Annotated in this window: 16 protein-coding genes; 3 read left to right on the top strand and 13 right to left on the bottom strand. The window is 73.8% G+C overall.

Annotated features, from left to right (window positions below; translation table 11 throughout):
* Positions 1–24: 24 nt before the first annotated feature.
* The 7 genes from ACZ4M5_RS08795 to ACZ4M5_RS08765 all read right to left on the bottom strand — a co-directional run bounded on the left by ACZ4M5_RS08795 (position 25) and on the right by ACZ4M5_RS08765 (position 13391).
* Positions 25–1662 (bottom strand): succinic semialdehyde dehydrogenase, encoded by a 1638-nt coding sequence (locus ACZ4M5_RS08795; protein WP_467734470.1) that lies wholly within the window; start codon positions 1660–1662, stop codon positions 25–27.
* A 136-nt stretch (positions 1663–1798) separates the two neighbouring features.
* Entirely contained in the window at positions 1799–3475 is a 1677-nt protein-coding gene (locus tag ACZ4M5_RS08790) for a serine/threonine-protein kinase (protein ID WP_467734468.1), read from the bottom strand.
* A gap of 73 nt (positions 3476–3548) precedes the next feature.
* Positions 3549–5207: a serine/threonine-protein kinase gene (locus tag ACZ4M5_RS08785; RefSeq protein ID WP_467734466.1), complete on the bottom strand. Its 1659-nt coding sequence runs from the start codon at positions 5205–5207 to the stop codon at positions 3549–3551.
* 129 nt (positions 5208–5336) lie between these two features.
* Positions 5337–6500, bottom strand: a complete 1164-nt coding sequence (locus ACZ4M5_RS08780; RefSeq protein ID WP_467734464.1) for a serine/threonine-protein kinase — start codon at positions 6498–6500, stop codon at positions 5337–5339.
* A gap of 91 nt (positions 6501–6591) precedes the next feature.
* On the bottom strand, positions 6592–8520 hold the full coding sequence (locus ACZ4M5_RS08775; protein ID WP_467735531.1) for a serine/threonine-protein kinase: 1929 nt from the start codon (positions 8518–8520) through the stop codon (positions 6592–6594).
* A gap of 167 nt (positions 8521–8687) precedes the next feature.
* Positions 8688–11189: a protein kinase gene (locus ACZ4M5_RS08770; protein ID WP_467734462.1), complete on the bottom strand. Its 2502-nt coding sequence runs from the start codon at positions 11187–11189 to the stop codon at positions 8688–8690.
* A gap of 153 nt (positions 11190–11342) precedes the next feature.
* A complete protein-coding gene (locus ACZ4M5_RS08765) occupies positions 11343–13391 on the bottom strand; it encodes a serine/threonine-protein kinase (RefSeq protein WP_467734460.1) in 2049 nt (682 codons plus the stop codon).
* A gap of 172 nt (positions 13392–13563) precedes the next feature.
* On the opposite strand from ACZ4M5_RS08765, the gene ACZ4M5_RS08760 reads away from it, so the two are divergent.
* Positions 13564–14607: a serine hydrolase domain-containing protein gene (locus ACZ4M5_RS08760; protein WP_467734458.1), complete on the top strand. Its 1044-nt coding sequence runs from the start codon at positions 13564–13566 to the stop codon at positions 14605–14607.
* A gap of 91 nt (positions 14608–14698) precedes the next feature.
* Here ACZ4M5_RS08760 and ACZ4M5_RS08755 read toward each other — a convergent pair whose 3' ends face one another.
* The gene (locus ACZ4M5_RS08755; RefSeq protein ID WP_467734456.1) at positions 14699–16405 is read right to left on the bottom strand and encodes a glycerol-3-phosphate dehydrogenase/oxidase; all 1707 of its coding nucleotides are present in this window, start codon (positions 16403–16405) and stop codon (positions 14699–14701) included.
* 274 nt (positions 16406–16679) lie between these two features.
* Between ACZ4M5_RS08755 and ACZ4M5_RS08750 the strand changes: the two genes are divergently transcribed.
* Positions 16680–17888 (top strand): nucleotide sugar dehydrogenase, encoded by a 1209-nt coding sequence (locus ACZ4M5_RS08750; protein ID WP_467734454.1) that lies wholly within the window; start codon positions 16680–16682, stop codon positions 17886–17888.
* A 473-nt stretch (positions 17889–18361) separates the two neighbouring features.
* Here ACZ4M5_RS08750 and ACZ4M5_RS08745 read toward each other — a convergent pair whose 3' ends face one another.
* From ACZ4M5_RS08745 to ACZ4M5_RS08730, 4 genes are all read right to left on the bottom strand, one after another.
* Positions 18362–19486, bottom strand: a complete 1125-nt coding sequence (locus tag ACZ4M5_RS08745; RefSeq protein ID WP_467734452.1) for a GuaB3 family IMP dehydrogenase-related protein — start codon at positions 19484–19486, stop codon at positions 18362–18364.
* A gap of 104 nt (positions 19487–19590) precedes the next feature.
* Complete coding sequence (guaB, locus tag ACZ4M5_RS08740) at positions 19591–21096, bottom strand: IMP dehydrogenase (RefSeq protein ID WP_398107006.1); 1506 nt, start codon at positions 21094–21096, stop codon at positions 19591–19593.
* 152 nt (positions 21097–21248) lie between these two features.
* The gene (locus tag ACZ4M5_RS08735; protein ID WP_031133064.1) at positions 21249–21836 is read right to left on the bottom strand and encodes a sigma-70 family RNA polymerase sigma factor; all 588 of its coding nucleotides are present in this window, start codon (positions 21834–21836) and stop codon (positions 21249–21251) included.
* 514 nt (positions 21837–22350) lie between these two features.
* Positions 22351–22962 carry a response regulator transcription factor gene (locus ACZ4M5_RS08730; RefSeq protein ID WP_003948568.1) on the bottom strand — a complete coding sequence of 204 codons (612 nt, stop codon included), beginning with the start codon at positions 22960–22962 and terminating at the stop codon, positions 22351–22353.
* Positions 22963–23342: 380 nt separating this feature from the next.
* Between ACZ4M5_RS08730 and ACZ4M5_RS08725 the strand changes: the two genes are divergently transcribed.
* A complete protein-coding gene (locus ACZ4M5_RS08725) occupies positions 23343–23672 on the top strand; it encodes a WhiB family transcriptional regulator (RefSeq protein WP_004927066.1) in 330 nt (109 codons plus the stop codon).
* 64 nt (positions 23673–23736) lie between these two features.
* Here the strand turns inward: ACZ4M5_RS08725 and ACZ4M5_RS08720 are convergent, their stop codons facing one another.
* Positions 23737–24633 carry a LysR family transcriptional regulator gene (locus ACZ4M5_RS08720; RefSeq protein WP_467734449.1) on the bottom strand — a complete coding sequence of 299 codons (897 nt, stop codon included), beginning with the start codon at positions 24631–24633 and terminating at the stop codon, positions 23737–23739.
* Between the last annotated feature and the right edge of the window lie 79 nt (positions 24634–24712).

Here is a 24712-nt window from a genome sequence, read left to right as displayed (position 1 = left end):
TCGAGTGGCTGAAGCGAGCGTCGTCTACCGGAACCGGAACGCCTTCATCAGGCGCAGGCTCCTGCTCATGAACCGGGCGTAGGTCTCGTCGTCCATGCCGAGCGAGGGGGCCATGGGCAGCACCCGCTGGTGGGCGACCGTCTGGGCCTCGGTGTACTTGAGGATGCCCTCGGAGCCGTGGCGGCGGCCCAGTCCCGAGTCCTTCATGCCGCCCATGGGCGACTGGACGCTGCCGTAGGCGGGCGCGTAGCCCTCGTTGATGTTGACCGTGCCGGTGCGCAGGCGGGCGGCGACCTCCCGGCCGCGGCGGGCGTTCTTCGTCCAGACCGAGGAGTTCAGGCCGTACGCCGTGGAGTTGGCCCGCTCGATCGCCTCGTCCTCGTCCGTGAAGCGGTAGACCGAGACGACCGGCCCGAAGGTCTCCTCCGCGCAGACGGACATGTCCGTGGCGACGCCGTCGAGGATCGTCGGCTCGAAGAAGTAGGGGCCGATGTCCGGGCGGGCCACACCGCCCGCGAGGACCTTCGCGCCCTTGGCGACGGCCTCCTCCACGTGCCGGGTGACGGTCTCGAGCTGGCGTTCGCCGACCAGGGACCCCATGTCGGCCCCGTACGCCAGTGACGTGCCCAGGCGCATGGCCTTGGTTCGGGCGGCGAAGCGCTCCAGGAAGGCGTCCGCGATCGACTCGTGCACGTAGAGCCGCTCGATGGAGATGCAGAGCTGGCCGGCCGAGGAGAAGCAGGCGCGTACGGCTCCGGCCGCGGCCTTCTCGACGTCGGCGTCCTCCAGCACCAGCATGGCGTTCTTGCCGCCGAGTTCGAGGGAGACGCCGACCAGCCGGGCGGCGGCGCCCTGGGCGACCTCACGGCCGGTGCGGGTGGAGCCGGTGAAGGAGACGTAGTCGGCGTGCCGGACGACCTCGGGGCCGACGACCGGGCCGTCCCCGAGGACGACCTGGAAGACGTCGGCGGGCAGTCCGGCCTCGATCAGCAGGTCACGGGCCCACAGGGCGGTCAGGCAGGTCTCGGTGTCCGGCTTCATGACCACCGCGTTGCCCGCGGCGAACGCCGGGAGCGCGTCGCCGACCGACAGTTCCAGCGGGTAGTTCCAGGGGGCGATCTGGCCGACGACCCCGCGCGGGTGGCGCAGTTCGGTGACCTTGGTCAGGGTCGGCACGGCACCGGTGTGCCGCTTGGGCCCGAGGTAGGCGGGAGCCTTGCGGCCGTAGTGCCGGGCGGCGACCGCGACGGCCTGGACCTCCTCATGGGCGTGCAGCCGGGCCTTGCCCGTCTCCAGCTGGATCAGGTCGAGCACCTCGGCCTGGCGCTCCAGCACCAGGTCGTGGAAGCGGAGCAGGACGGCGGCGCGCCGGCGCACCGGGGTCCGCGCCCACACGGCCTGCGCGGTGCGGGCCGCCGCGAAGGCCCGCGCCACGTCCTCGGGCGTCGACTCGGGCAGGTCGGCCAGCTTCCGGCCGGTGAACGGCGTGTGGTTGGCCGTCCGGCCCGAACCGGCCACGCCCTTGGTGAGCTGGGCGACCAGCTCGGGGGTGACCACGTCGGCGGCGGTGCGGGCGCCCTCCGGAGCGGGGGCGAGGGGGTTCGTACCGGCCTGAGCCGTGCCGGTCTCTGCCGTCTTCTCTGCGGCCTGCGCGTCCGTCATGAGGCGCAGGGTATGCCGCTGCGGGGCCTTTGGGTACCCGTCGGTAATACGGCTTCACCGACTGCACACACGATGCCAGTGACTGCTGGCAACAAACGCCCTGATCAGGGCATGGGCGGTGACCGGCGGAACGTTCTCAGTCCTTTACGAACCCGAGACGGTCCCGGGCCCCCTCGAACACCGAGGCGCCCTCCGGCTCCTCCGCCGTCCCCCGGGCCATGTCGACGCGCAGCTCGTACAGGCGGTCGGCGGCGGTGCGCACCAGGAGCCGCAGCACGCGCCGGGGCGTCCCGTCCCGGGTGTAGGCGGTGTCGGCGAGCACGGCGTCGTGGCCCTGGACGGTGGTCGGGGTGTACTCGGTGTGCGCCTGGCCGTCCCCGCCGATCTCGGTCGCGCCGGCCTCGTCCCTCGGGGAGCCGGGTGCCCGGTCCCAGCGGAGGAGCCGGACGCGGACGGTGCCGCCCCGCTCGTCGCCGTAGAGGGCCGTGCGGGGCTGGTCGGTCGTGCTGCCGGTGCGGGCCAGCGCGCGGTAGGAGCCCGGCAGGTGGAGCACCGCCGCCAGGTCCGGCTCGTGGTGCGGCGTCCAGCCGGCGGTGGGGGCGGTACGGGAGGCGCGCCCCGCGGCCTGCGCACTGCTCGCGCCGACTTCGGCGCCCGCGCTGCCGGTGCCCGCACTGCCGGTGCCGGTGAGCTGGGTGGCCGTCCCGATGCCGCCGGCGAGCAGCGCGCCCAGGAGGGCGAGGGGGGCGGGACGGAGGAGACCCGGACGTTTCGGTGACTCGGGCGGGCCCGGTGCCGCGACCGCGGCCGCCGCCTCGGTCGTCGGTGCTTCCGTCGCCGTGACGGCCGGCGTCTCCGGTGCGTGGTCGGCCGCCCCGCCGTCCGCGGGTGCCGGCTGCGCGGAGGCCGACGGCCCTGCCACGAGGGCCAGTGCGGCGGCGGCCTCCTCCGCGTCCGGCCGCTCGTCGGGGTCCGCGCTGAGCAACCGGGATATGAGCGGCCCCAGCGGCCCGGCCCGCCCGGGTGCGGGCGGCCTCGACTCCAGGACCGCGATGCGGGTCGCCTCGGGTGTGCCGCGGCGGAACGGGGCGGAGCCCTCGACGGCGGTGTACAGCACGGCGCCCAGGGACCACAGGTCGGAGGCGGGGCCGGCGCCGCGCCCGGACATCCGCTCGGGGGCGACGAACTCCGGTGGGGCGCCGGGCTCCCCGGCCCCGGCGGCGTGTTCCCCGACGTGCGGCTGGGCGATGCCGAAGTCGGTGAGGACGACCCGGCCGTCCGCGCCGAGCAGGACGTTGGCCGGTTTCACGTCCCGGTGCACGATGCCGACGCTGTGCGCGGCGTGCAGCGCGCCGAGGACGGCGAGACCGATCCGGGCCGCTTCCTCCGGCTCGACCGGGCCGCGGCGGAGCCGCTCGTGCAGGGACTCCCCCCGCACCGACTCCATGACGATCCACGGCAGTCCGTCGAGCATCTCGGTGGCGTCGAGCTCGTCGGGGCCTTTGGGGCCCGGGGGTTGGTCCCGCCGCTCCGGTTCGACCACCACGTCGTGGATGGTGACGGCGGACGGGTGGTCCACGCGGGCGGCGGCCCGCGCCTCGCGGTGCAGCCGGTGGGCGGCACGCCGACGGCCGGCGTCCTCGGGATCACCGGGCAACGAGGGCTGCCGTACGGCGACTTCACGCTGGACGAGCTCGTCGTGGGCCCGCCAGACGGTGCCGGTCGCGCCGGAGCCGATGCGTTCGACCAGCCGGTACCGTCCGCCGACCAGCCGGCCCCGGGCGTCGTCCGTGCCGCCCCCGTCGTTGCTCATGCCCCATCAGTACCGTGCGGGCCCGGGACTTGTCGACGCGGGGTGGTCGACGGGATGGCCAACAGCCGCCGGATCAGGTGCCGTTGATGTCCAGGTTCTCGATCGCCTCGCTCGCCACCTCTCTGCCCCGGTCGGTGAAGTCGCCCTTGCCGGGGTAGCCGGCGGTGAGCTTGTACAGGTCGCCGCCGGTGGTGCGGTAGTAGAAGATCCGCACTTCGCGGGGGCGGGGGTCCTGGGTGTCGTCGGTGACGTAGGCGACGGTGTTCTCGGCCGCCTTCCTGCCCCGGTAGGTCGTCGTGACCGGGTTCGTCCGCTTCGGGTCCGCCGGCATGTCCAGGTCGTAGTCGCCGCTCTTCTTGAACTTGCTGTCGTCGTCGTACATCTCGGCGGCCGCGGAGCCCGCGATGGTGCCGCTGGTGTCCTCCGCCTTCTTCTCGAGGGCGAGGGTGATCCAGACGCTGCCGCTCCAGTCGGTGTACCTCACCCAGTGCTCGTCGTCGGCTTCCTGGTCGGGCACGGTCCGCTGGTATCCCTCCGGGACGGCCATCGCCACCCCGAGCGCCTTCTCCTGGCGGACCTCCCAGCCGTCGGGCAGGGGCCCGGCGAACGGGTCGGCGACCACCAGGTACGCCGCGACCGCCGCCGCGACGACCGCCGCGCCGAGGCCGGCCCAGCCCTTGCGGCCGATACGGGCGCCCCGGCGCGCGTCGGCCGGTCCGGTGATCCGCAGGGCCTGGGTGGGCTGCGGGGCGGGCGGCTCGGCGGCCGCCGTCAGCAGGGCCCGCACCCGTGCCGCGTCCGGGCGGCGGGCCGGGTCCTTCTGCAGCAGCCCTCCGATGGCCTCGGCGAGCGGGCCGGTGGCCGAGGCGGGCGGCGCGGGCGTGGCGTTGAGGACGGACTGGAGGGTGGCGGGGGTGTTGCTGCGGCGGAACGGCGAGACCCCCTCGGTGGCCGCGTAGAGCACCACGCCGAGCGACCACAGGTCGCTGGCCGGTCCCGGGCGCTGGCCCAGCACCCGCTCCGGGGCGATGTACTCGGGCGAGCCCACGAACCCACCGGTGTCCGTCAGGCTGGTCTCGCCCTCGATCCGGGCGATGCCGAAGTCCGTGAGCACGACCCGGTCGTGGCGGCCGAGCAGGACGTTGTCCGGCTTCACGTCGCGGTGCAGGATGCCCGCGGCGTGCGCGGCCTCCAGGGCGCCCAGCACCTCCAGGCCGATCCGGGCGGCCTCGCGCGCGGACAGGGTGCCCTCCTGCAGGGCGTCACCCAGCGAGCGGCCCCGCACCAGCTCCATGACGATCCACGGTCTGCCGTCCACCACCGCGACGTCGTGGACGTCCACGACGGCCGGGTGGTCGAGCCGGGCCGCGGCCCGGGCCTCGCGGCGCATCCGCTCGAAGGCGTTGGCGCGTTCGCGCTCGGGAAGGTGCTCCGGGACCCGCGGTTCCTTGACGGCGACCTCCCGCTCCACCGTCTCGTCCTGCGCCCGCCACACCGTGCCCATACCGCCGTGGCCCAGCTTGCCGAGCAGCCGGTATCGCCCGGCGATGAGCCGTCCCGTGCCGGGTTCCTCCGCCGGGCCGGCGGGCTGCCGGGGCGGTCCGGGCCGGGCGGGCTGCGGGGCGGGTGACGCGTACGGATTGCCCGGTACCGGCGCCTGCGGGTTCGGCGGTTGCAGAACGAAACTCGTCGGCTCGTCGGACCCGGAGCGGGCTCCCCCGTCGTTGCTCATGGGTCCATCCATATCGCGCCGGGCGCTCCCGTATCCACCATGGGCGGCAGCCGGTCACAGACCCGTGACGTCGGAGCGCGGCTCCCGGGCCCGCGTTCCGGTTCCCGCCGGTGCCGGCCGGGCCGGCCGTCACGGGGTGGTGGGCGCGTGGCTGCTCGGGGAGGCGGACCCGGTCGTCGGGGTGCGGGGCGCCGAACTCGTCGGCACCGGGCCCCCGTCCCCGTCACCGTCACTGCGCAGCAGTGCCGCCGCGGAGACCCCGGCCCCGGCCATCGCCGCGACCAGCACCGCGGCGACGAGCACCCGCCGCCCGGGCTGGCGCAGGAACGGCTCCTCCCGCGGCTCGCCGCCCGGCCCGGCCGCCGTCGGCGGGGGCGGCGGTCCGGCCGGGTCCGGCGGCCGGCCGCCCGGGACGACCCGCAGCACCGGGGCGTACCCGGGCGGGGGTGCGGGAGGGGTGCGTCCCGTCGTCAGGAAGGCCCGCAGCATCCGCTCCGCCCGGTCCGCGTCCAACCGCCGGTCCGGGTCGCGTTCCAGCAGGCCGTGCACGACGGGCAGGAGCGGTCCGGCCTCGGCGGGCGGGCGGATGTCGCCGACGACCACCGCGTGCAGGACACCGCCGAGGGAGTCCCGGTGGAACGGCGACTCCCCGCTCAGCGCCGTGCACAGCAGGGCGCCCAGCGACCACAGGTCCGACTCCGGCCCCGTCCTGACCCCCGACATCCGCTCGGGCGCGGTGTACTCGGGCGAGCCGACGAACGAGCCGTTCTCGGTGAGCGTCGGGGCGCCCTGGACCTGCGCGATGCCGAAGTCGGTCAGGACGACCCGGTCGGTACCGGACTCCAGCAGGACGTTGTCCGGTTTGAGATCCCGGTGCAGCACCCCCGACGCGTGCGCGGCGCGCAGCGCGCCGAGCAGCTCCACGCCGATGCGCGCGGCCTCGGCGGCGTCGACCGGGCCCTGCCCGGCGAGCCGGTCCGCCAGCGTGCCACCCTCGACCAACTCCATGACGATGTACGGCCGTTCGGCGTCCTCGACGACATCGTGGACGCCGATGATGTGCGGGTGGCTCAACTGGGCGACGGCCCGGGCCTCGCGCAGCGTACGGTCCCGCTGGCGGCGGGCCTCCGCCGCGGACAGGGTGTCGTCGTAGGGGAGTTCCTTGACCGCCACGCCCCGGCCGAGCAACTGGTCGGTCGCCCGCCAGACCACGCCCATGCCGCCGCGCCCGAGCTTCTCCTCGAGCCGGTAACGGCCCGCGATGACACGCCTGTTGTGCCCCTCGGTCCCCATACGGCCATCATGCCCCACCGGACGGACCCGCTCCGGGGCGCCGGGACGCGGGTGGCCGAAACAGACGGCCCCGGCCGGCGCCCGCCCGTCGTCAGGCGGTCTTCTCCTGCCAGCTCTGCAGGACCGAGGTGAACTGCTTGCGCGCGGTCGCCCAGTCCGCCGCCGGTGCGGACATGTAGAGGGCGTACTCCGTGCCGTCGCGGGCCACGTACGTCTCCTCGATGGCGCGGCGGGGGCCGGGGAACTCGATGTCCTTGGCCAGCGCGGTCCAGGTGTACTCCCAGAGGGCGCCTTCGCGGTCGCGGTAGACGTTGCGCTCCAGCCGGACCCGCCGGTAGTCGACCAGCCGCCGCAACTGCTGCTCCAGGTCGAGCTGGTGCGCGTGGGGGTCGGCGAAGTCCGGGGACGGGTCGACGGCGATGCGGACGAAGTGCCGTCCGTCGTCGGGCGTGTAGTCGATCTGCTTGATCTCGCCCTGCGTCCCGAACGGTCTGCGCTCCCAGCCCTCGGGCAGGTACAGGCTGAATCCGGCGGGGTCGTCGTGTCGCGTCCAGCCGTCCGGGACGGATCCTCCGGGCCGGGAGGTGCCGCCGGTGTCCTGCGAGCCGGAGGCGCCGGTCGTACCGCGGCCCCGGTCCCACTGCTGGAGCACGACCGCGGTACCGCCGCCGATGATGGCCGCGAGCGCGACGACCAGGGCGAGCGTGCGCAGCCGGCGCCGCCGCCGGCCGCCGGGCACAGGACGGCCGGAGGCCTGCGGCCCGGACGGCTGGGGAGCCTGCGCGGTCGGGCCGACGGACGCCGGGCCGGTGCCCGCGACACTTACCGTGCGGCTGCCGGCCGGGTGACTGCCCGCTGTGGGACGGCCCGCCCTATGCGCACCGCCCGTGTGGCCACCGCCCGTGTGCGGGCCAGCCATGTGCGCACCGCCCGTGTGCGTACCCGCCGTGTGCGCACCGCCCGTCGGCGGTCCGCCGGCCGCGGTGCCGGTCTGCGGTGGCAGCGGGACCCCGGGCCGCGGGGCGGAGCCGGTGCCGCCGGACCTGGCACCGGCCGGACCGGAGCCGCCCGGACCCGCGCCCACCGGTCCGGTACCGCCCGTACCACCCGTACCGCCCGTGCCTCCCGAGCCGCCGTGCGCCTGGCCGTACGGAGTCCCCGTCCCGCCGTAGCGCGTCGGCACGTACGCCTGCGCCCCGCTCGGCCGTCGCCCCTCCGCCGCCTCGGCGAGCATCTGCTCGGCCTCGGGCAGCCCGGGCCGGGCGGCCGGGTCCTTGCGCAGCAGAGCGGTGATGACGGGGGCGAGCGGGCCGGCGTGGCGGAGTTCGGCGGCCTCCTCCTCGACCACGGCCTGCATCGTTGTCAGAGGGGTCGTCCGGCGGAACGGCGAGCGGCCCTCGACCGCCGTGTAGAGCGTCGCGCCGAGCCCCCACAGGTCCGAGGCGGGCCCCGGGTCCTGTCCGCGCACGCGCTCCGGCGCCAGGTAGTCGACGGAACCGACGACCTCGCCGGTGCGGGTGATCGTCGTGTCGCCGTCGATCTGGGCGATGCCGAAGTCGGTGAGCAGGACGCGTCCGTCGCGGCCGAGGAGGACGTTGCCCGGTTTGACGTCGCGGTGCAGGACACCCGCGGTGTGCGCGGCGCGCAGGGCCCGCAGCACCCACAGGCCGACGCGCGCCGCCTCGCGGGGTTCGACGCGGCCGTCCTCCTTGACCGCGTCGGCCAGAGAGCGGCCCTCGACCAGCTCCATCACGATCCAGGGGCGCCCGTCGTGCTCCAGGACGTCGTGCACGGTGACGACGGCGGTGTGGCTGATCCGGGCCGCCGCCCTGGCCTCGGCGCGGGTACGCGCCAGCAGGATCGCCTGCTCGCTCTCGGAGACGTAGAGGGCGGCCGTCAGTTCCTTGACGGCCACCGACCGGTGCAGCACCTCGTCATGCGCCCGCCATACCCGGCCCATGCCGCCGCTGCCGATGGAGTCGGCCAGCCGGTAACGGCCCGCGACGAGCCGGCCCTGCATCTGATTCACGTTGCCCCGCAATGGTCTTGACAGGGTCAGCGTAAGGACCGGCCCATCCCCGGGGAACAAGCGGGGTGCCACGGTGACCGCACTGTGACGGTGTGGACTCCCGTGACGGCAGGGGCAGCTGAGATCTGAGGTGCCCGTGCGGCGGGCCCGTCAGCGGGTCACTTCGTCGCCCGGTACGTCGCCGCCGCCCGCTCGTACAGCCGGGTCACCTCGTCCCGCTCCGACTCGGGCCCGCGCACCTGGACCACGTGGTACCGGCCGTCGACCAGCATCGCGAGGTTGCGCACGTACAGCTCCTCCCCGTCGGTGCCGGTCCAGGTGAACTGCCCCTCGGCCATGGTCCGTCCGCCCACGTCGATCCGCTTCAAGCCGGTGGAGGTGGCCCAGCTGGAGTCGCGGTAGGGCTGCAACTCGCGCTCGCGCTCCCGCTGGTACGCCATCGGATCGCTGCCGTACTCCGCGGTGCTGTCCCGGCCCGGCACGACGAGCAGCCGGAAGTCGCCCTTGGTGTACAGGACCTGGCCGTCGCCGTTGCGCGGGGTGCGGTCCCAGCCCTTGGCGACGGCGACCTGGAAACCGGCCGGGTCCTTGCGCAGGGTGAAGCCGTCACCGGCGCCGGGGCCGGTCGTCTGCGTCTCGCTGGAGCCGGTCGACGTCGACGGGCTCTCGCCGGGCGAGGTCTGGTCGGGCCGGGGCTCGCTGCTCGCGTCCGGCTCCGGAGCCCGCCCGGCCTCACCGGCGGCCCCCGTACGGTCCGCGCCCCGCTCCTGGCCGGTGTCCGACTTGGGCATGAAGAGCATGGCGTAGGCGATCGCCGCGGCCATCGCGAGGAGGACCAGCAGGAGCAGCGTGCGGCCGAGGCGGTGCGGCGACCGGGTCTGTGTCCGGGCCCGCTTGTGCCGCCCGTGGTGCGCGGGCAGTCCGGCCCGCCGCCTGCGCACCAGCTCGCCCCGGCGGCGTACGACGGGCAGCCGGCCGGCGTCGACGGGCGGCGCCGGGACGACGTGCACACCGGCCTCCGGCTCGGGCGCCGAACGCACCAGGGAGCGCAACCAGCCCCGCAGCTCCTCGAAGTCCAGCCGGTCGGTGGGGTCCTGGCGCAGCAGCGACTCCACCACGGGCCGCAGCGGCCCGCACTCCTCGGCGTACGCGGGCGGTTCCGCGCACACCAGTTGCACCAGCTCGGCCGTCGATTCCTCCGGGTAGGGCGCGTGGCCCTGCACGGCCCGGAACAGCAGCGCGCCGAGCGCCCACAGGTCGGTCGCCGGGCCGATCGGCGGTGCCAGTTGCCAGTTCTCGTGCACGGGCCCGGCCTGCTCCGGCGCCCAGCGCTCCGTCACCGGCCCGACCACCGCCATCCGGGCCTGCCGCGCCCGCTCGGCGGCCAGTGCCGTGGCGGGACCGCGTCGGGGGGCCGGGGTGTCGGCGACCAGGTCGTCCCAGCGGGTCGGCCCGCTCTGGGCGGCGCCACCGGGAGCGGGCGGCAGCGCGGCCTGCTCCCGTCCGTGCGGTGCGGCCGCGTCGCGGGGCGTCGCGCCGTGCCAGCCGGTGCCGGCCCGGGGGTTGCCGCCCACACCGTAGGGGTCGGCGATCCGTCCGGCCGGCGACGCCCCGGGGGCGGTGCCCTGCCCGGGGATGTACGGCGCGTGCGCCGGTCCCCCGCCGTAGGGTGCCGTCCCCTCGTCGGGGGCCGGCCGGGCTCCGGGGAGGGCCGCCCGCTCGCCCTGCTGGGCCTCCTGGACGCGTGCCGCGGCCCGGGCACCGGCCCGGTAGGCCGCGATCGCCCCGGCGCGTGCCGCCCTCGGGTCGGCGCTGTCCTGCTCCGCCCTGCGCGCGGGCACGGCCGGGCCACCGCCCGGCTCCTCGCTCCCGGCCGGGGGCAGTCCACGGGACTCGCGGGCTTCGATGGCCGCCCGCCGCGCGGCCTCGGGGTCGCCCGCGCCGCCGGTCCGGGCCGGGCCGGAACCGCCGGGTCCCGGTCCCTGGTCGAGCCCTTCCGTGCCGCCACTGCGCTGTCCGGGCTCCCCGAGGGCCGGTTCCGGCACCGGGTCGTAGCCGCACAGCGCCTCCTCCGCCGCCCCCACGGCCAGCCCGGTCAGCATGACCCGGCCGTCGTCGCAGACCAGGACCGTGCGCGCGGTGATGTTCCGGTGCACCCAGCCGTGCGCGTGCAGCACGCGCAGCGCCGTGAGGACGTCGGAGGCCACCTCGGCCGCCCGGTACGGCGTCAGCGGCTTCTCGGCGAGCAGCGCGGCCAGCGGACGCGCCTCCACCAGTTCGCTGACGACCCACAGGGAACCGCCCTCGGCGAACACGTCGAAGACCTGGTCGAGCCGGGGGTGGTCGGGGATGGCCGCCGCCGCCTGGGCCGCCTCGACCGCGCGCCGCACCACCGGGTCCGCGGGCCGCCGGCCGCCGCGGGTGCCCGCCCGCGCCCCGGACCGCCGCACCCCGCCGTCACGCGCGGTGAAGCCGTCGGGCAGCCCTTCCGCGTCGAGGACCTCCGCCTCGACCACCTCCGGCAACGGCACCTGCCGGACCAGGACTTCCTGCCCGCTGTAGGTGTCGAAGGCCCGGGTCTCGGTGAGTTCGTACTCGTCGGAGGGCGGCAGAGGCAGGCGGTAGCGGTCGGCGAGCACCCGGCCCGCGTAGTCGTCCACGTTGCCTCCCCCGGCAGCCCGGTCGGTCACATCCGTTCGCCTCACGGTCCGTTCCGGCTGCGCACGGTCCGCAAACATTCACGATACGTGCCGCGGGCAACCCGCAGCGTGGGGATGCCAGATCTGCCTCCCCCTACCACGGGCGGCCCATGCTCAGGACTTGGGTTCGAAGCTCGTGGTCAGCGTCCGCCAGGTGTCCTTGCGCAGCTTGCCGTCCCAGTCGGCCGACTTCGCCGTGTACATCAGCGCGTACCCCTGCCGGTCGTCGACCACGAAACCGCGGTCGATCGTCCGGTACTTCGTACCGCCCTCCGCGTAGGTGAACTCCCAGTCGGCCGTCTTCCAGCCGCGGTAGTCCACCTCTTCTATGCGGATCTTGTCGTACTGGGCGCGCCGCATGTAGCGCTCCTGGTTGCGCCAGTCCGCGACCGGGTCACCCTTGGGCGTGGACGTCCAGGCGATGAGCAGCTTCTGCCCGTCGGGGCCGGTGAACCGGTCTCCGGCGGCACCCGTCGTGGTGTACTTCCAGCCCTTGGGCAGGCCGATGGAGTACCCCTGGTTGCCCTGGTGCTCGGAGACCGCCGTGCTGCCCTTGTCCGCGGAGCCGCCCGAGCCGGAGCCCTTGCCGGAGGAGTCGTCCGAAGAGTCGCCGGAGCTGTCACCGGACGAGTCGCCGGAGGCGGGTGCCGAGGAAGCGGGCCCGGTCTGCTCACCGTCCGTGCCGGTGCCGCCCTTGTCGTCGTCCTTGGTGTCGCCGCTGCCCGGCGCGCTGGCGGCGGGCTTGCCTCCGCGGTCGCCCGAGGCACCGTCGGAGCCCTTGTCGTCGCCGCCGAGGACGATCGCGACCACGGCCGCGACCACGGCCAGCGCCACGACCACGGCGATGATCACCAGGGTGCGCCGCGGCACCACGTCGGTGAGCGACGCCCGGGGCGGCGCGGGCCGTGCCGGCAGGTCCGGCGGCGGCATCACGGGCCAGCCGGAACTCCGGCCGCCGGACGCCGGCTTCGCGCCCTGCTCGTCGGCTCCGGCCTCGGCCTTCGTGCCGGACTTCGCCGGGGACGCGCCGGAACCCGTGGCACCGGTCCGGGCCGCTCCGGTACCGCTGTCCGACGCCGAGGAGGAGACGGCCGTCTCCCCGGACTTGGCGGTGGCGGCGGCCGCCGGTCCCGCCGCGGCCTTGCGCACGGACCGCAGCGCCCCGCGCAGCCGCTCCCCGGCCTCCTCGCCCCGCTTGCTCCCCGCTCCGGCCGCACTCGCCTTGCGCGAGGAACGGTCGGGCTGGGCGGGCAGCGGCACGACCTTCGTCGCGTCCACCGGCTCGGCCTCGGCCTTGTCGGGCGCGCGCAGGACGGAGTTGAGCATCGCCCGCGCGCCGGCGTCGTCGAGCCGCTGGGCCGGGTCCTTGGTGAGCAGCCCGTGGATGACGTCCCTGAGCGGGCCGGCGTTCTTCGGCTCCTCCAGCGGCTCGGTCATCACGGCCGTGAGGGTCGCTATGGCCGACCCCTTGTCGTACGGCGGGGCGCCCTCGACCGCCGCGTACAGCAGTCCGCCGAGCGACCACAGGTCGGCCGCCGGGCCGGGCTTGTGCCCGCGGGCCCGCTCCGGGGAGATGTAGGAGGGCGCGCCGACGAGCATGCCGGTCGAGGTGATGGACGGGTCGCCCTCGACCTGCGCGATGCCGAAGTCGGTGAGCACGACCCGGCCGTCCTCGGAGATCAGCACGTTCGACGGCTTCACGTCGCGGTGCAGGATGCCCTCGCGGTGCGCCGAGCGCAGCACGTCCAGGACGGCGAGCCCGACCTCCGCGGCGCGCTTCGGGTCGAGGAGGCCGTCCTCCCGGATGACCTCGGCGAGCGACTTGCCCTCGACGAGTTCCATGACGATCCAGGGCCGGTCGTCCTCCTGGACCACGTCGTAGACCGTGACGGCGCTGGTGTTCCGGATCCGCGCGATCGCCTTGGCCTCGCGCAGCGTCCGGGTGATCAGCCGCCGTTTCTCCTCCTCGTCGATGCTCGTCGGGAAGCGCAGTTCCTTGACGGCGACCGTCCGGCCGAGGGTTTCGTCCTCGGCCCGCCACACGGTGCCCATGCCGCCGCGGCCGAGCACCTTGCCCAGCCGGTAGCGCCCCGCGAGGAGACGCTCCCTGTTGTCCTGACGAGTGTCCTGACGAGATGTGCCCGCCCGCTCCGCCTCCGACATGCGTCCCCTCATACAACCCGCCCTGACAGAGCCTCCATTGTCCCTCACCCGACAAGTGCCCCGTCCCCAGGGGCTCAGTGCTCCGGACTCTGGTCCCTCCCCGATGCGAACCCGGGTGCGGCGCCCGGCGTGCCGCCTTGCATGATGGGCCACCGACCAGTGAGGAGTCCGTATGCCGCCGATCCGGACCTGGCCTGCCCTGCCGGTGGCCGCGGCCCTCCTCGCGCTGCTCCCGGCCGACTCCTCCGCCCTCCCGGCGACGCCCACGGACTCGGTCCTGCCCCTGCTGGTGACCCGGGGCGGTGCACCGGCCGCCGCCCTGCTCGCCCAGGAGGGCGGTACCACCCGCTATGCCCGGGCCGGGACCGGGATCGACCGCTTGGACCACTTCCGCGCCGGCAGTGTCACCAAGACGTTCGTCGCCACGGTCGTCCTGCAACTGGCCGCCGAACACCGGCTGTCGCTGTCCGACACCGTGGAGCAGCACCTGCCCGGACTGGTGCGGGGAGCGGGCAACGACGGCCGCGCGCTGACCCTGCGCTCCCTGCTCACCCACACCAGCGGCCTGTACGACTTCACCGCGGACACCGGCGGAACGGTCCCCGTCACGCCCCGTCAGGCCGTACGCATCGCACTCACCCACCCTCCGGCCGCACGCGGCCGTTTCTCGTACTCCAACACCAACTACGTCCTGCTCGGCCTGGTCGTCGAGCAGGTCACCGGCCGCTCGTACGCCGCCGAGGCCGAGCGCCGCATCCTCACCCCGCTGCGCCTGACCGGCACCTCCTTCCCCGGCTCCCGCTCCCGTCTGCCCGTCCCGCACGGCCGCGCCTACGCGGCCGACGGAGCCGACGTCACCCGACTCGATCCGCGGGTGGCCGGAGCCGCGGGTGAGATCGTGACGACGCTCGCCGACCTGGACCGCTTCTACGCGGCCCTGCTGGGCGGCCGGCTGCTGCCCCCGCGCCTGCTGCGCGAGATGCTCGACACCCGTGCCTCACATGGCGCGTACGGCATGGGCCTGTTCCCCGAGAGACTCCCCTGCGGCCTCACGGTGTGGGGACACAACGGGCGCATATCCGGCAGCTACGTGCGCACCGCAGCCACCGTCGACGGCCGGCGTGTCCTCACCTTCCGCGTGAACACGGACGCGTTGACCGATCCCGCCCTCGAACCCGCGATGCTCGCGGCCGAGTTCTGCCCCCGCACCTCGTAGAACGACCCGCCCCCGAACGGAGATCCCGCCCCCCGACACTCGTTCGAGTGAAGTGAGGTGAGCCCGGGGCCGGCCGGCGGGGGTGTCGGTGTCACAGCGGCACGATGTCCGGTGCCCCGAGCCGGGCCGCGTCCGCCGTGAGGTCGTCGGGCTGGCGCTGCGACTCCCTCTCGGCCTCCACCCGCTTCTCGTAGTGCTGCACCTCGCGCTCGATCTGGTCCTTGTCCCAGCCGAGGACCGGCGCCATCAGCTCGGCGGCGTCCCGGGCGCTGCGCGTCCCCCGGTCGAAGGTCTCGATCGAGATGCGTGTCCGCCGCGTCAGCACGTCGTCCAGGTGCCGCGCGCCCTCGTGCGAGGCCGCGTAGACGATCTCGGCGCGCAGGTAGTCGTCCGCCGCCGGCAGGGGCTCGCCCAGGGCCGGATCCTCGGCGATGAGGTCGAGGAGTTCCTCGGTCAGCGCTCCGTACCGGTTCAGCAGGTGCTCCACGCGCACCACGTGCAGTCCGGTCCGGGCGGCGATCCGGGCCCGCGCGTTCCACAGTGCGCGGTAGCCCTCGGCGCCCAGCAGCGGCACCTCCTCGGTGACGCACTCGGCGACGCGCATGTCGAGCCCGTGCACCGCCGCGTCCACCGCGTCCTTGGCCATGACCCGGTAGGTGGTGTACTTGCCGCCCGCCACCACGACCAGCCCCGGCACCGGGTGCGCCACGGTGTGCTCGCGCGACAGCTTGCTGGTGGCGTCCGACTCGCCCGCGAGCAGCGGCCGCAGCCCCGCGTACACACCCTGGACGTCGTCCCGGGTGAGCGGCACCGCGAGCACCGAGTTCACGTGCTCCAGCAGGTAGTCGATGTCGGCGCTGGAGGCGGCCGGGTGGGCCTTGTCGAGGTCCCAGTCCGTGTCGGTGGTGCCGACGATCCAGTGCCGGCCCCAGGGGATCACGAACAGCACGGACTTCTCCGTGCGCAGGATCAGCCCGGTCGTGGAGTGGATGCGGTCGCGCGGCACGACCAGGTGGATGCCCTTGGAAGCGCGGACGTGGAACTGCCCCCGTTCGCCGACCATGGCCTGGGTGTCGTCCGTCCACACGCCGGTGGCGTTGACGACCTGCTTGGCGCGGATCTCGTACTCGCCGCCGCCCTCGACGTCCTGCACCCTGGCGCCGACGACCCGCTCGCCCTCGCGCAGGAAGCCCGTCACCCGGGCGCGGTTGGCCGCCTTGGCGCCGTAGGCCACCGCCGTGCGCACCAGGTTCGCCACGTAGCGGGCGTCGTCCATCTGGGCGTCGTAGTACTGCAACGCCCCGACCAGCGCGTCCTTCTTCAAGCAGGGCGCCACCCGCAGGGCGTGAGAGCGCGTCAGGTGACGGTGCATCGGCAGACCGCGCCCGTGCCCGCGGGCCATCGACATGGCGTCGTACATCGCGACGCCCGACCCGGCGTAGAGCCGCTCCCAGCCCTTGTGCTGCAGCGGGTACAGGAACGGGACGGGCTTCACCAGGTGCGGGGCGAGCCGCTCCAGCAGCAGGCCGCGCTCCTTCAGCGCCTCCCTGACCAGCGCGAAGTCGAGCATCTCCAGGTAGCGCAGGCCGCCGTGGATCAGCTTGCTGGACCGGCTGGAGGTGCCCGACGCCCAGTCGCGGGCCTCGACCAGGCCCGTGGACAGACCTCTGGTGACGGCGTCGAGCGCGGTGCCCGCACCGACCACGCCTGCGCCGACGACCAGCACGTCCAGCTCACGCTCGGCCATAGATGCGAGGGACTCGGCGCGCTGCGCCGGTCCGAGTGTCGCTGTCCTCACCGCTGCCTCCCGCGTTGTTCGGTCGCGCCGGCCGCACCCGTCGGGCACAGCCCCGTCCGTACCCCCATGCCCAAATTCTGACGGGCTTGCCCGACTTCAGCCACCACGGATCCTCAGCCTGTGGACAACGTCCGCGGAACACTCGCCGAAACTCGGCCGGGCAATCCCACATAACGGTCATATTTACTCCTAGTCTGACATTGCGCTCGCCCGTCCTGTCCACAGGGCTTGCGCCCCTGTCCCACTTCGGCTATCGGGAAGGACGGCCACCGCCATGCCCGCAGATCTCGCCGTGATCGGACCCGGCCCGTACGGCCTGCCCCTGGCGCAGGCCGCCGTCGCCGCCGGCATCCCCACCATCGGCTACCGGACGGGCCCCGACGCCGGCTCGCTCAGCCCCGCGGAACTGCGCCGGCTGCTCTCGGGGGGCTTCCGGCCCATCACCGACCCGGCGGAACTCGGCCGGGTGCGCACCGCGGTCCTGTGCGTGCCGACCCCTCCCGGGGCGGACGGCGGGTTCGACCTCGGCCGGCTGGAGGCCGCCGCCCGCACCCTGGCCGCGCACCTGCGCCCGCACACCACGGTGATCCTGGAGTCCCCCGTGCACCCCGGGACGACGGAGGACTTCCTGCGCCCGCTGCTCGAAGAGGGCTCCGGACTGCGCGCGGGACGGGACTTCCACCTGGCCTACTCCCCCAGCCGGGTCGACCCCGGCAACCGGGACGTCACCCCCGCCACCACCCCCCGGGTCATCGGCGGCCTCACCCCGGCCTGCACCGAGTCGGCCGCGGCCTTCTACGGACGGCTGACCGACAAGGTGGTACGCGCGCGTGGCACCCGCGAGGCGGAGACCGTGCACCTGCTGGAGTCCAACTACCGGCACGTGAACATCGCCCTCGTCAACGAGATGGCCGTCCTCTGCCACGACCTGGGCGTCGACCTGTGGGACGTCGTCCGCTGCGCGGAGACCAAGCCGTTCGGCTTCCAGGCCTTCCGCCCCGGCCCCGGCGTCGGCGGGCACTCCGTCCCCCAGGACCTGACCGTCCTCGGCGGCCGTGGACTGCGCATGGTGGAACTGGCCCGGCAGGTCAACGACCGCATGCCCGGCTACGTCGTCCAGCGCGCCGCCGCGCTGCTCAACGAGCACGGCAAGTCGGCCCGGGGCGCCCGCGTGCTCCTGCTCGGCGTCACCTACAAGCCCGACCTCGCCGACCTCCAGGGCACCCCGGCCCACGAGATCGCCCAGCGCCTGCGCGAGCTGGGCGCGGCGGTCAGCTACCACGACCCCTACGTGCCCGCCTGGAGCGTCCAGGACCACCCGGTCCCGCGCGCGGACTCCCTCTACGAGGCGGCGGCGGACGCGGACCTGACCATCCTGCTCCAGCAGCACCGCACCTATGACCTCCAGGGCCTGTCCGTGAAGGCGCAGCTCCTGCTGGACACGCGGGGGGCGGCCCCCACGGGGGCGGCGCACCGGTTGTGAAGGGGGGCGCGTGGGGTGCGACAGCCGGAGGACTGCTGGCATGCGGCACCCGGCCCGGGTACCTTACGAAAACAGACGGAGCCCACCGCAGCGGTCACTGCGGCGGGCCCCTGGATGGATCACGGAGTGTCCGCCCCTAGTCTTCGTGGGGGCGGCCGCTCACCATCCGAAGATCCGCAAGATCCACCTCCTCCGGCACTGCACCGTCCGAAGACGGAGTCGGTCCCAGCGAGTGGGCTTGCGGTGACATCCCAGGGGCGGGGTCCGGACCATGTCCTCGGAAGGGGGCACCGGAAGAACCGGGGCGCCGATCACGGACATCAGCGGCTCACCGTCGCCGCTCACCGACCTGAACGGCCCGCAGGCAACCGTGCGTCCCCCTGCGGCGACGAGCGCCCCCGGGCAGGCCGCTCGGGCATGCGAAAGGGCCCGGCCACTCCCCGAGTGACCAGGCCCTTCTCACGCTGAGCGGGTTACCGCCGGTGCTGCGAGTCCGCCACCGTGACCTCGACGCGCTGGAACTCCTTCAGCTCGCTGTAGCCGGTCGTGGCCATCGCGCGGCGCAGGGCGCCGAAGAGGTTCATCGAGCCGTCGGGCGTGTGGGACGGGCCCGTGAGGATCTCCTCCAGGGTGCCGACGGTGCCGAGGGCGACCTTCTTGCCGCGCGGCAGCTCCTCGTTCACCGCCTCCATGCCCCAGTGGTGACCCTTGCCCGGCGCGTCGGTGGCCCGGGCCAGCGGGGAGCCCATCATGACCGAGTCCGCGCCGCAGGCGATCGCCTTGGGCAGGTCGCCGGACCAGCCGACACCGCCGTCGGCGATCACGTGCACGTACCGGCCGCCCGACTCGTCCATGTAGTCGCGGCGGGCCGCGGCCACGTCGGCGACCGCCGTCGCCATGGGGACCTGGATGCCGAGCACGTTGCGCGTGGTGTGCGCGGCGCCGCCGCCGAAGCCGACCAGCACACCGGCCGCGCCGGTGCGCATCAGGTGCAGGGCCGCCGTGTAGGTGGCGCAGCCGCCGACGATCACCGGGACGTCGAGCTCGTAGATGAACTGCTTCAGGTTCAGCGGCTCGTGCGCGCCGGAGACGTGCTCGGCGGAGACCGTCGTACCGCGGATGACGAAGATGTCCACACCCGCGTCCACGACCGCCTTGGAGAACTGGGCGGTGCGCTGCGGGGAGAGCGCGGCGGCGGTGACGACGCCGGAGTCGCGCACCTCCTTGATGCGCTGCCCGATCAGCTCCTCCTTGATGGGGGCCGCGTAGATCTCCTGCAGGCGGCGGGTCGCGGTCTCCGCGTCCAGGCCGGTGATCTCGTCGAGCAGCGGCTGCGGGTCCTCGTGACGCGTCCACAGGCCCTCGAGGTTCAGCACGCCGAGGCCGCCCAGCTCGCCGATGCGGATGGCGCTGGCCGGGGAGACGACCGAGTCCATGGGGGCGGCCAGGAAGGGCAGCTCGAAGCGGTAGGCGTCGACCTGCCAGGCGATCGAGACCTCCTTCGGGTCCCGCGTACGGCGGCTGGGGACGACGGCGATGTCGTCGAAGGCGTACGCCCGGCGGCCGCGCTTGCCGCGCCCGATCTCGATCTCAGTCACGTCTGTGGCCTTTCCCTGATGCGTTGCAGCGTCTTCCAGTATCGCCGACGGCACGACGAGGGCGGCCCCGGATGCCCCGGAGCCGCCCTCGGAAGGCGGGGCCGCTACTTGCTGCGGCTGTAGTTCGGCGCCTCGACCGTCATCTGGATGTCGTGCGGGTGGCTCTCCTTGAGACCCGCCGACGTGATGCGGACGAAGCGGCCCTTGGACTCCATCTCCTCGATGGTGGCGGCGCCCACGTAGCCCATGGTCTGGCGCAGACCGCCGACGAGCTGGTGCAGCACGTTGGCCAGCGGGCCGCGATAGGGCACCTGGCCCTCGATGCCCTCGGGCACGAGCTTGTCGTCGGAGGCGACCTCGGCCTGGAAGTAGCGGTCCTTCGAGTACGACCGGCCCTGGCCGCGGGACTGCATCGCGCCGAGCGAGCCCATGCCCCGGTAGGACTTGAACTGCTTGCCGTTGATGAACTGCAGCTCGCCGGGGGACTCCTCACAGCCGGCGAGGAGGCTGCCCAGCATGACCGTGTCGGCACCGGCGGCGAGCGCCTTGCCGATGTCGCCCGAGTACTGCAGGCCGCCGTCGCCGATCAGCGGCACACCGGCCGCCCGCGCGGCGAGGGACGCCTCGTAGATGGCGGTGACCTGCGGGACGCCGATGCCGGCGACCACGCGGGTGGTGCAGATGGAACCGGGGCCGACACCGACCTTGATGCCGTCGACACCGGCGTCGATCAGTGCCTGGGCGCCGTCGCGCGTGGCGACGTTGCCGCCGATCACGTCGACGCCGACGCTCGACTTGATCTTCGACATCCAGCTGAGGGCGTTGCTGTTGTGGCCGTGCGAGGTGTCGACGACCAGGAAGTCCACGCCGGCCGCGGCGAGCGCCTGGGCGCGCTCCAGGGCCTCGGGGCTGGCGCCCACGGCGGCACCGACGATCAGCCGGCCCTCGGCGTCCTTGGCCGCGTTCGGGTACTGCTCGGCCTTGACGAAGTCCTTGACCGTGATGAGGCCCTTGAGGACACCCGCGTCGTCGACCAGCGGCAGCTTCTCGATCTTGTGACGGCGCAGCAGCTCCATGGCGTCCGGGCCGGAGATGCCGACCTTGCCGGTCACCAGGGGCATCGGCGTCATGACCTCGCGCACCTGGCGGGAGCGGTCGGACTCGAAGGCCATGTCGCGGTTGGTGACGATGCCGAGCAGCCTGCCGTTGCCGTCGGTGACGGGCACGCCGCTGATGCGGAACTTGGCGCACAGGGCGTCGGCCTCGCCGAGCGTGGCGTCCGGGTGCACCGTGATCGGGTCGGTGACCATGCCCGACTCGGACCGCTTCACCAGGTCGACCTGGTTGACCTGGTCCTCGATGGACAGGTTGCGGTGCAGTACGCCGACGCCGCCCTGGCGGGCCATCGCGATCGCCATGCGCGACTCGGTGACCTTGTCCATGGCGGCGGACAGCAGCGGGATGTTGACCCGGACGTTGCGGGAGATGCGGGACGAGGTGTCGACCGCGTTGGGGAGCACTTCCGATGCACCCGGCAGCAGCAGCACGTCGTCGTAGGTCAGCCCGAGTGTCGCGAATTTACCGGGCACTCCGTCGACGTTGGCAGTCATGACACCTTCCCCAAATGGCCTTGATCGGTGCGGATGTCCATGCTAACGGGCAGCGGGGCTGTCTCATTCCACGGTTCCGCCCTGCTCCGGGCTTCGTATGTTCGTACGGAAGCGGTGCGCCGCCGGTTCAACCCGGCGGCAGTTCGGCGGGACTACTGCTCGGCCAGCGCGCGCAGGCGGCTCAGCGCCCGGTGCTGCGCCACGCGCACGGCGCCGGGTGACATTCCCAACATCTGGCCGGTCTCCTCCGCCGTGAGGCCCACCGCGATGCGCAGCAGCAGCAGCTCGCGCTGGTTCTCGGGCAGGTTGGCCAGCAGTTTCTTGGCCCACTCGGCGTCGCTGCTGAGCAGGGCGCGCTCCTCCGGCCCCAGGGAGTCGTCCGGGCGCTCGGGCATCTCGTCGGACGGGACGGCCGTCGAACCGGGGTGCCGCATCGCCGCGCGCTGCAGGTCGGCGACCTTGTGGGCGGCGATGGCGAAGACGAAGGCCTCGAAGGGGCGCCCGGTGTCCCGGTAACGGGGCAGGGCCAGGAGCACCGCCACGCAGACCTCTTGGGCGAGGTCCTCGACGAAGTGCCGGGCGTCGCCCGGCAGACGCGACAGCCGGGTGCGGCAGTAGCGCAGGGCCAGGGGGTGGACGTGGGCGAGCAGGTCGTGCGTGGCCTGCTCGTCACCGTCGACGGCGCGGTGGACGAGCGCACCGATCGCCCCTTGGGCTTGGGCCGCCTCGTCGTCACGCATCGGTCCATGGTGCCCTGCGGCCGAAGGGTCCGCGGCACCGCGCCCGTTGTTGTGCACCGAAGCGTTATGAGCAGGTGCGCCGGAACTCATCCCCTGCGCCCTCCCCTTCCGCTCGACCGACTCGTCCCCGAGGAACTCCACACCCTCAAGGATGCGGCATCCGCGGCGAAACAAGCAGCGGGCTCCCGGCCGACGCCCGGCCCACCCCTGCCGACCTGGCGTTCCCTGCCCGCAGCGCGACCGCGGCGACCTGTGCGGTCACCGGCGGGGCCTGCCGTTCGGATCATCCGGGGGAGGTGGGTCGTCGGCTGCCGACTGCCGGGCGCGCGGCCCGGACCGGGCCGGTCTCGCCAGTCCCCTCCGGTGCAGGCGTCGGCGGCCGGCTCCCGCCCGGGCGGGTGCGGCCCGCGCGGGGGCATCCACGTGCCCCCGCTCTCCGGCCGGCGCCGGGAACTCGTCACCGGCGCTGCCGCGCTGCCGTCGGTTCTCTGCGGCCTGATCCAAACGACAGGCTCTAGCGCACCAGACCCCATCGGAAGCCGAGCGCCACGGCGTGGGCCCGGTCCGAGGCGCCGAGCTTCTTGAACAGGCGCCGGGCGTGGGTCTTGACCGTGTCCTCGGAGAGGAACAGCTCGCGCCCGATCTCCGCGTTGGAGCGGCCGTGGCTCATGCCCTCCAGGACCTGGATCTCACGGGCCGTGAGCGTGGGCGCGGCGCCCATCTCGGCCGAGCGCAGCCGGCGCGGGGCCAGCCGCCACGTCGGGTCGGCCAGGGCCTGCGTCACCGTCGCGCGCAGCTCGGCGCGGGAGGCGTCCTTGTGGAGATAGCCGCGGGCTCCGGCGGCGACCGCGAGGGCCACACCGTCCAGGTCCTCGGCGACGGTGAGCATGATGATCCGCGCACCGGGGTCGGCGGACAGCAGCCGCCGCACCGTCTCGACGCCGCCCAGTCCGGGCATGCGTACGTCCATCAGAATCAGGTCCGAGCGGTCGGCCCCCCAGCGGCGGAGGACTTCCTCGCCGTTGGCCGCCGTCGTCACACGCTCTACGCCGGGCACGGTCGCGACCGCACGGCGGAGCGCCTCTCGGGCAAGCGGGGAGTCGTCGCAGACGAGAACGGAAGTCATGGCCGCCCTCCGCAGCTGATGCGCGTCACCTTGAGCCTCCAGGCTGGTACGAAATCGTCACCTGTGCGGTCGACCGTCTCGGACACCCGCCCGAGCCCTTGTTCCTTCAACCGCCTCGCACTCTCAACGACGGTCACTCGAAAGAGTTACGGGGGCGGTCGCCATCTTCGGCACTCTACGTGAGGGGGCGGACACGGTGCAGACATGCGCAGCAGACCCGCGAACTTTCATCACAACCTATGCCCCATTCAGACCCATTTCTTCCGCTTTGCCAGTGTCTGGAGCTAGATTCGCAATGAGTCATATTTTCATCTCCTTAGATCGTAGTTGTACGGTCGTAGACACCGGATCCGCCCAAGACGGCTACAAGGGGTCACGCAATGGCAGATTTCTCCCGCCTTCCCGGACCGAACGCGGACCTGTGGGACTGGCAGCTGCTGGCTGCTTGTCGAGGGGTGGACAGCTCGCTCTTCTTCCATCCGGAGGGCGAACGCGGTGCGGCTCGGAGTGCTCGCGAGAACTCGGCCAAAGAGGTCTGCATGAGGTGCCCGGTACGCGCGGAGTGCGCCGCTCACGCCCTGGCGGTGCGTGAGCCGTACGGCGTGTGGGGCGGCCTGACCGAGGACGAGCGCGAAGAACTCATGGGGCGGGCGCGCAACCGGCTGGTGTCGGCGTCGGCATCGGGCGGGCACACCGCCTCGAACAACTGAAGGAACGTTTCTCTAACCGGCACGCGCACGCGTGCCGTTGGTTTGTGGACGCGTGTGGGAGGGGTCAGCGGCGGGCGGCCCGGGCCAGCTGGTCGAGGGTCGCCGCCACCGCCGGGACCTGGGCGAGATCGGGCAGGGTCAGCGCGACGATCTCCCGGCGCACCGCCGGCTCCAGCCGCACGGTCCGCACGCCCCGGGGCCGTACGGACTCGACGGCCAGCTGGGGCAGGACGGCCACGCCGAGGCCGGCACCGACCAGGCCGACCACGGCCGGGTAGTCGTCGGTGGCGAAGTCGATGCGCGGCGTGAAGCCGGCCGCCGCGCACACCTCGGTCAGCTGGCCCCGGCAGCGCGGGCACCCGGCGATCCAAGGCTCCTCGGCGAGTTCGCCGATGGCGACGGACCGCGCCTGCGCGAGCCGGTGCCGTTCCGGCACGAGCGCGACGAGCCGGTCCGACAGCAGGGGCCGTACGACGAGGTCGTCCCACTCCTCGGCGCCCGCGGCGCCCTCGTAGCGGAAGGCGAGGGCCACGTCGCAGTCGCCCTCGCGCAGCAGGCCCACGGACGCCGGGGGCTCGGCCTCCTCCAGGGAGACGCGGGTGCCGGGGTGGGCCGCGCGCAGGGCGGCGAGGGCCGTGGGGACGAGCGTGGAGCTGCCGCTGGGGAAGGAGACGAGCCGGACCCGGCCCGCGCGCAGCCCGGCGATGGCGGCGACCTCCTCCTCCGCGGCCGTCAGCCCGGCGAGGATGCCGGCCGCGTGCCGCACGAGGGACTCGCCGGCCTGGGTCAGGCGCATCTCCCGTCCGGCGCGGATCAGCAGCGGGGTGCCCACGGAGGTCTCCAGGGCCTTCATCTGCTGGCTGACGGCGGGCTGGGTGCAGCCCAGCTCGCGGCCGGCGGCGGAGAAGGAGCCGGTGGCCGCGACGGCGCGCAGGACGCGGAGGTGGCGAGCTTCGATCACCCTTCGAGGATAAGGGACCCTTTGACCGCGAGGCGAATAATGCGTCGACACTTTGGGGGCCGTTCGCCTAGCGTGCGGG

This window comes from Streptomyces sp. NPDC026246 (assembly GCF_055567995.1).
This window is presented reverse-complemented; position numbering and strand designations above follow the sequence as displayed.